Here is a 6,874-nt window from a genome sequence, read left to right on the forward strand (position 1 = left end):
AGATGCGCCAGGTCCTGCTGAACATGTCCGGCCCGGTCTCCGGCGGCGGCGTGCCGCACCAGGGCGGCCTGGTGCAGACCCAGAACGGCGCTTGGTACTACATGGCCTTCCAGGACGCCTACCCCGGCGGCCGGATCCCCGTCCTGGCCCCGATCACCTGGACCTCCGACGGATGGCCGACCGTGCAGACCGTCAACGGCGGCTGGGGCGCCTCCTACCCCTACCCCAACGTGCCGCGCCCGCCCCGGCAGGTGAAGTCCCCCGGCGGGACCGACACCTTCACCGGGTCGCAGCTCGGGGCGGAGTGGGAGTGGAACCACAACCCCGACACCACCAAGTTCAGCGTCGGCAGCGGACTGCGGCTGCAGACCGCCACCGTTACCAACGACCTGTACTCGGCCCGCAACACCCTCACCCACCGCATCCTCGGGCCGTCCTCGACGGCGACGATCCAGCTGGACTACTCCCAGATGCGCGACGGTGACCGGGCGGGGCTGGCGATGCTGCGCGACTCCTCGGCCTGGATCGGCGTACGGCGCGACAACGGCCAGACCCGGCTGGTCGCGACCAACAACCTGACCATGAACGGCAGCTGGCAGACCACCTCCACCGGCACCGAGGTGGCCTCCACCTCTGTCTCCGGCGGGCGGATCTGGCTACGGGTCAACGCCGACATCCGGCCCGGCAGCGGCCGCCAGGCCAAGTTCTCCTACAGCACCGACGGGGTGAACTTCACCTCCTTCGGCCCCGCCTTCACGATGGGCAACGCCTGGCAGTTCTTCATGGGCTACCGCTTCGGCATCTTCAACTACGCCACCCAGTCCCTGGGCGGCTCGGTCACCGTCAACAGGTTCGACCTGACGCAACCCTGACGCCCTGACCCAGCTGATCGCGTGACACCGACCGGCCCCGGCGCTCCCCGACAGGAGCACCGGGGCCGGTTCCGTGTCTCCCCAGCCTCAGCCCCGGCATCGGAAGCGGTGTCACAGGGCGCTGCGGAGCCACTCCTCCACCCCGGCCACGTGAACCGTGGCCCACGCCCTCGCGACCTCCGGCTGCCGGGCGGCGATCGCGTCGCAGATGGCGGCGTGCTGCTCCCGCGTCTTCTCATTGGCGCCCTCCTGGGTGAGGCCACGCCAGATACGCGCCCGGGTCGTCGGCCCGGACAGGCTCTCGATGAGCGAGCACAGCACCGCGTTGCCCGACCCCGCCGCGATGTGCTGGTGGAAGCGCAGGTCGTTGGCGACGAGCTCCTCCACACTCGGCTCGTCCGGCACCCCGCTGAGGATCTCGCGGAGCGCCTCGACGTCCTCGTCGGACATGTGCAGCGCGGCCATGGCGGTGGCGGCCGGCTCCAGGATGCGCCGCACCTCCAGGAACTGCAGCACGGTGTCGTCGCGATGGAAGTCCACGACGAACGACATCGCGTCGAGCAGCAGGTTGGGCTGGAGGCTGGTGACGTAGGTGCCGTCGCCCTGCCGTACGTCGAGCACGTTGATCAGGGCGAGCGCGCGCACGGCCTCCCGCAGGGAGTTGCGGGACAGGCCGAGCCGTTCGGCCAGGTCGGCCTCCTTCGGCAGCCGGTCACCGGGGCGCAACTCACCCGAAATGATCATCTGCTTGATCCGGTCGATCGCCGCGTCCGTGACCGCCACGAAGCCACCCCCTGTTCGCAGGCGGACGAGGCCGCCAGACGTCGGATGTCTAGCAGTTTAGGGGAAGCCGGACCTGCTCTCACCCTGGTCAGCGGACTTACGAAAGCCGCTCAGGCGTGCACGTCACTTCCAGCGAGTAGCAGAGAAAGTCATGTCAATTCGATTAAAAGGTCTTCACAACCGGACGAAACGGGATTACGTTCGCGACGCCTGCTCTTCTGGAGGCTGGTGTGACAAAGCCCCCAGGCCGACAGGTGGCCCTCCGGGTCACCCGTTCACCCCTCAAAGGAGCTGTCTTGACAGTTCACCGGCATCGCGCCTTGAGCCATCTGGCCGCGGCGATGTCCCTCGCAGTGGCTCTGCCCGTTCCCTTCATGTCCGCGTCGCCCGCCATGGCGTCGGTGACGCGGACCGGCGCCGCCAGTGCCGCGGCCCCTGACTTCAAGGTGCTCGTCTTCTCCAAGACGACCGGTTTCCGGCACGACTCGATCCCCGAGGGGATCGCGGCGGTGCAGAAGCTCGGCCAGGAGAACAACTTCGCGGTCGACACGACCGAGGACAGCGCGGCGTTCACCGACGCCAACCTGGCGCAGTACCAGGCCGTCATCTTCATGTCCACGACCGGTGACCCGGTCAGCACCCAGGACCAGAAGGACGCCTTCCAGCGCTACATCCAGAAGGGCGGCGGCTACGTCGGCGTCCACGCCGCGGCCGACAGCGGCTACAGCTGGAACTGGTACGGCAAGCTGGTCGGGGCCTACTTCAAGCAGCACCCGGCGATCCAGCAGGCCACGGTCAAGGTCGAGGACCCGGCGCACCCGTCGACCGCGGGCCTGCCGACGACCTGGAGCCGTACCGACGAGTGGTACGACTACCAGACGAACCCGCGTAACACGGTTCACGTGCTGACGTCGCTGGACGAGAAGTCCTACACCGGCGGCACGATGGGCGCCGACCACCCCAACACGTGGTGTCAGGACTACGACGGTGGCCGCTCGTGGTACACCGGCCTGGGCCACCTGAAGGAGAACTACAGCGAGGCGAACTTCCTCAAGCTGCTCCTCGGCGGCATCAAGACCGCCTCGGGCGCCGTCAAGGCCGACTGCTCCGCCTCGCAGAGCAGCAGCTACGACAAGGTGGAGCTGGACGCCGACACGTCCAACCCGATGATGCTGGACGTCGCCAAGGACGGCCGGGTCTTCTACATCGACCGGCTCGGCGATGTGAAGATCATCAAGCCCAGTGGTGGGACGGTCCAGGCCGCTCACCTCAATGTCTTCACCGCCAACGAGAGCGGTCTGCTCGGTATGGCGCTGGACCCCGGGTTCGCGACGAACAAGTGGATCTACCTCTACTACTCGCCCACGGGCTCGGAGAACGTCGACCGGCTGAGCCGGTTCACGGTCAACGGGGACACCCTGGACCTGGCGAGCGAGAAGAAGATCCTCGACGTGCCGGTGCAGCGCGCCGAGTGCTGCCACCACGGCGGCGGCCTGGTGATGGACCCCAAGACCGGCAACCTCTGGCTGGGCACGGGCGACAACACCAACCCCTTCGCCTCCGACGGCTTCGCGCCGATCGACGAGCAGTCGGGCCGCTCCAGCTGGGACGCCCAGCGCTCCGCGGGCAACACCAACAGCCTGAGCGGCAAGCTGCTGCGCATCCACCCCGAGGCGGACGGCACCTACACCATCCCGTCGGGCAACCTGTTCGCCCCGGGCACGGACAAGACCAAGCCGGAGATCTACGGCATGGGCTTCCGCAACCCGTTCCGGATCGGGATGGACCCCAAGACCGGCAACGTGATGCTGGGTGAGTACGGCCCCGACTCCAACTCCGCCAGCGCCACGCGTGGCCCGCAGAACACGGTGGAGTGGAACCTCATCTCCAAGCCGGGCAACTACGGCTGGCCGTACTGCATCGGCAACAACTCGCCCTACATCGACTACAACTTCGCGACGAAGCAGTCGGGTTCGGCGTTCAACTGCGCGGCTCCGGTCAACGACTCGCCGAACAACACCGGCCTGACCAACCTGCCGCCGGTGACCCCGGCGACGGTCTGGTACCACTACGCCGTCGACGCCAACAACTTCCCCGAGCTGAGCGGCGGCGCCCCGATGGGCGGCCCGGTCTACCGCTTCGACGAGAACGTGAAGTCGGACGTCAAGTGGCCGGCGTACTGGGACGGCAAGGCCATGTTCGGTGAGTGGAACAACAACGCCATGTGGTCGTTCCAGCTCAACGAGGACGGCACCAAGCTCGTCGAGATGAACCGGATCCTTCAGACCCTGAGCTTCAAGAAGCCCATGGACATGAAGTTCGGCCCCGACGGCGCCCTCTACCTGATCGAGTGGGGCTCGGGCTTCGGCGGCGACAACGCCGACTCCGGCGTCTACCGCGTGGAGTACATCAAGGGCAACCGCCCGCCGGTGGCGCGCGCCAGCGCCGACAAGACCGACGGCCCGACGCCGCTGACCGTCAAGTTCAGCAGCGACGGCTCGCGCGACCCCGACGGCAAGGCCATCACCTACGCCTGGGACCTCGACGGTGACGGCACGACCGACTCCACCGAGGCCAACCCCACCTTCACCTACACGAAGGCCGGCGAGTACAGCGCCGTCCTGACGATCACCAACGCCGATGGCAGGACCGCGACCTCCAGCGTGACGGTCAACGCGGGCAACACCAAGCCCGAGGTCAAGGTCGAGCTGCCGCCGAGCGGCTCGTTCTTCGAGTTCGGCGACCAGGTGAAGTTCAAGGTCACCGTCACCGACGCCGAGGACGGCACGGTCGACTGCAGCAAGGTGCAGATCCAGTCCATCCTGGGTCACGACACCCACGGTCACCCGCTCGACCAGACGACCGGCTGCGAGGGCGTCGTGCAGACCGCCATGGCGGGCCACGGTGAGTACGACAACCTGTTCTACGTGATCGAGGCCAGCTACACCGACAAGGGCGCCGGGGCGGCCAAGCCGCTCACCGGGCGGGGTCAGGTCATCCTGCAGCCCAAGCGCAAGCAGGCCGAGCACTTCAGCGCCACCGGCCGCGTCACCGGCGGCACCGGCACCGACGCCGCGGGTGTGCAGGTCGAGACCACGACCGACACCGCGGGCGGCAACCAGAACATCGGGTTCACCCAGGACGGCGACTGGTGGTCGTTCGACCCGATCAACCTGACCGACATCACCGCGATCCGGCTCCGCGCCTCCTCGGCCGGTCCCGGCGGCACCGTGCAGATCCGTCAGGGCAACCCCGACAACGGCACCCTGGTCGGCTCGGTGGACATCACGCCCACCGGCGACTGGCAGACGTACAAGGACGTCACGGTCGACCTGACCAACCCGCCGACGACCAGCGGCCCGCTGTACTTCGTCGTGCGCAAGCCGGCGAGCGCGGCCGACAACGCCTACCTGCTCAACTTCAACTGGGTCGACTTCGTCGGCAAGGGCGCCACCAACAACCAGCGTCCGACCGTGTCGGTGGCCGCCAACGCGACCACGGGCATCGCGCCGCTGAAGGTGGACTTCACCACCACCGCCAGCGACCCCGAAGGCGACGCGCTCACCTACAAGTGGAACTTCGGGGTGAACGGCGCGCCGCAGCCGACCACGGCCAACGCGAGCTACACCTACACCACGCCGGGCACCTACACCGCCGTGGTGACGGTGACCGACGCCAAGGGCGCCGCCGGCAGCGCCCAGGTGCAGATCAAGGTGGACGCGCCGGCCACGGCGTGCTTCACCGGCCGCTCCGACGACTTCCTGGGCACCCAGCTCGACCGTGACCGCTGGTCGGTCATCCGGGAGAACCAGGACCTGAAGGTCGCCGACGGCAGCCTGATCATCCCGACCTCGGCCACCGACATCTACAGCACGGGCGGCAGCACGCCGAACATCGTCGTGCAGCCGATGCCGGCGGGCGCCTGGACGGCCACCGCCAAGCTCACGCTGAAGGCACTGACCACCTACCAGCAGGCGGGCCTGGTCATCTACGGCGACGACGACAACTACGCCAAGATGGTGCTGCAGGCACGGGGCAGCAACGACCACGCGGCCCGCATCTTCCAGTTCATCCGGGAGGACAAGGGCAGCCCCAACGAGGTGACCGCGAGCAACACCGCCAACCTCGGGGACGCCTACCCCGACACGGTGTACGTGCGGTTCGTCAGCGACGGCACCAACATCACCGCGCACTACTCGGCCGACGGCACCACCTTCACGGCGATGTCGGAGACCAAGCCGCTCGCCGGGATCGCCAACCCGAAGATCGGCCTGATCTCGCTGGCCTCGACCAACAACCCGGTGACGGACGCGGCCTTCGACTGGTTCCACATCACGCCCGACGACAAGGCCACGGCCTCGGACCCCAACGACGAGTTCGAGGGCACCGCGCTCGACCTCTGCCGCTGGAACGCCAACGTGCGCTACGACGCGACGGCGGCGCGGGTCAGTGGTGGTCAGCTCCAGCTCGACACGACCGAGGGTGACATCTACGGGTCCGACAACAGCAACCCGAAGAACTTCATCCTCCAGACCGCGCCGAGCGGTGACTGGACGCTGGAGACCAAGGTCGACGGTTCCGCTCTCAACGAGCAGTTCCAGCAGGGCGGCCTGATCGTCTACGGCGACGACGAGAACTACGTGAAGTTCGACTACGTCGCGGACAACGCCGCGGGCTCCGCGGTGACCCGGCGGCTCGAGCTGCGCAGCGAGGTCGGCGGCGTCGTGCAGGACCCGCAGCCCCAGGTCACCAACCTGACCAGCGGGGTGTGGTGGCTGCGCCTGACGAAGACCGGAGACGGCTTCACCGCCTCCTACTCCTCGGACGGCACCACCTGGACCGACCTGGCCACCGACGGCACGGCCGCCGTGGTCAAGAACAGCGCCGTGGCCGGCACCGGCAAGGTCGGTCTGTTCGGCTTCGGCGTCAACCAGACGGCGTCCAAGACGGTCAAGTTCGACTACTTCAAGCTGACCCCGGCGGCCACGTCGAAGGTCAAGCTGACCGTCACCGCGGCCACCCGCTGCATCGGCACCACCGCCTACCTGGCGGTCACCGCCGTCAACAACGGCGACGTGCCGGCCACGATCGTGCTGAACACCGCGTTCGGCAACAAGACCGTGACCGACGTGGCCCCGGGCAAGCAGGCCTACCAGTCCTTCAACACCCGGACCGCCCAGGTCGCCGCCGGCAAGGCCACCGTGACCGGCACCGCCACC

General features: G+C 68.0%; 3 protein-coding genes. 2 read left to right on the forward strand and 1 reads right to left on the reverse strand.

Annotated features, from left to right (window positions below; genetic code table 11):
* Positions 1-872, forward strand: an 872-nt coding sequence (locus tag HHX33_RS34345; protein ID WP_220502497.1) for a hypothetical protein, incomplete at its 5' end; no start/stop codon positions are given.
* Between the two features lie 111 nt (positions 873-983).
* Here the strand turns inward: HHX33_RS34345 and HHX33_RS34350 are convergent.
* Entirely contained in the window at positions 984-1,655 is a 672-nt protein-coding gene (locus tag HHX33_RS34350) for a FadR/GntR family transcriptional regulator (protein ID WP_111702010.1), read from the reverse strand.
* Positions 1,656-1,951: 296 nt separating this feature from the next.
* Between HHX33_RS34350 and HHX33_RS34355 the strand changes: the two genes are divergently transcribed.
* Positions 1,952-6,874: ThuA domain-containing protein (locus tag HHX33_RS34355; protein ID WP_220502498.1), on the forward strand; the 4,923-nt coding region annotated here is incomplete at its 3' end.

The organism is Microbispora sp. H10670, from assembly GCF_014161385.1.
Classification (GTDB): Bacteria; Actinomycetota; Actinomycetes; order Streptosporangiales; family Streptosporangiaceae; genus Microbispora; species Microbispora triticiradicis.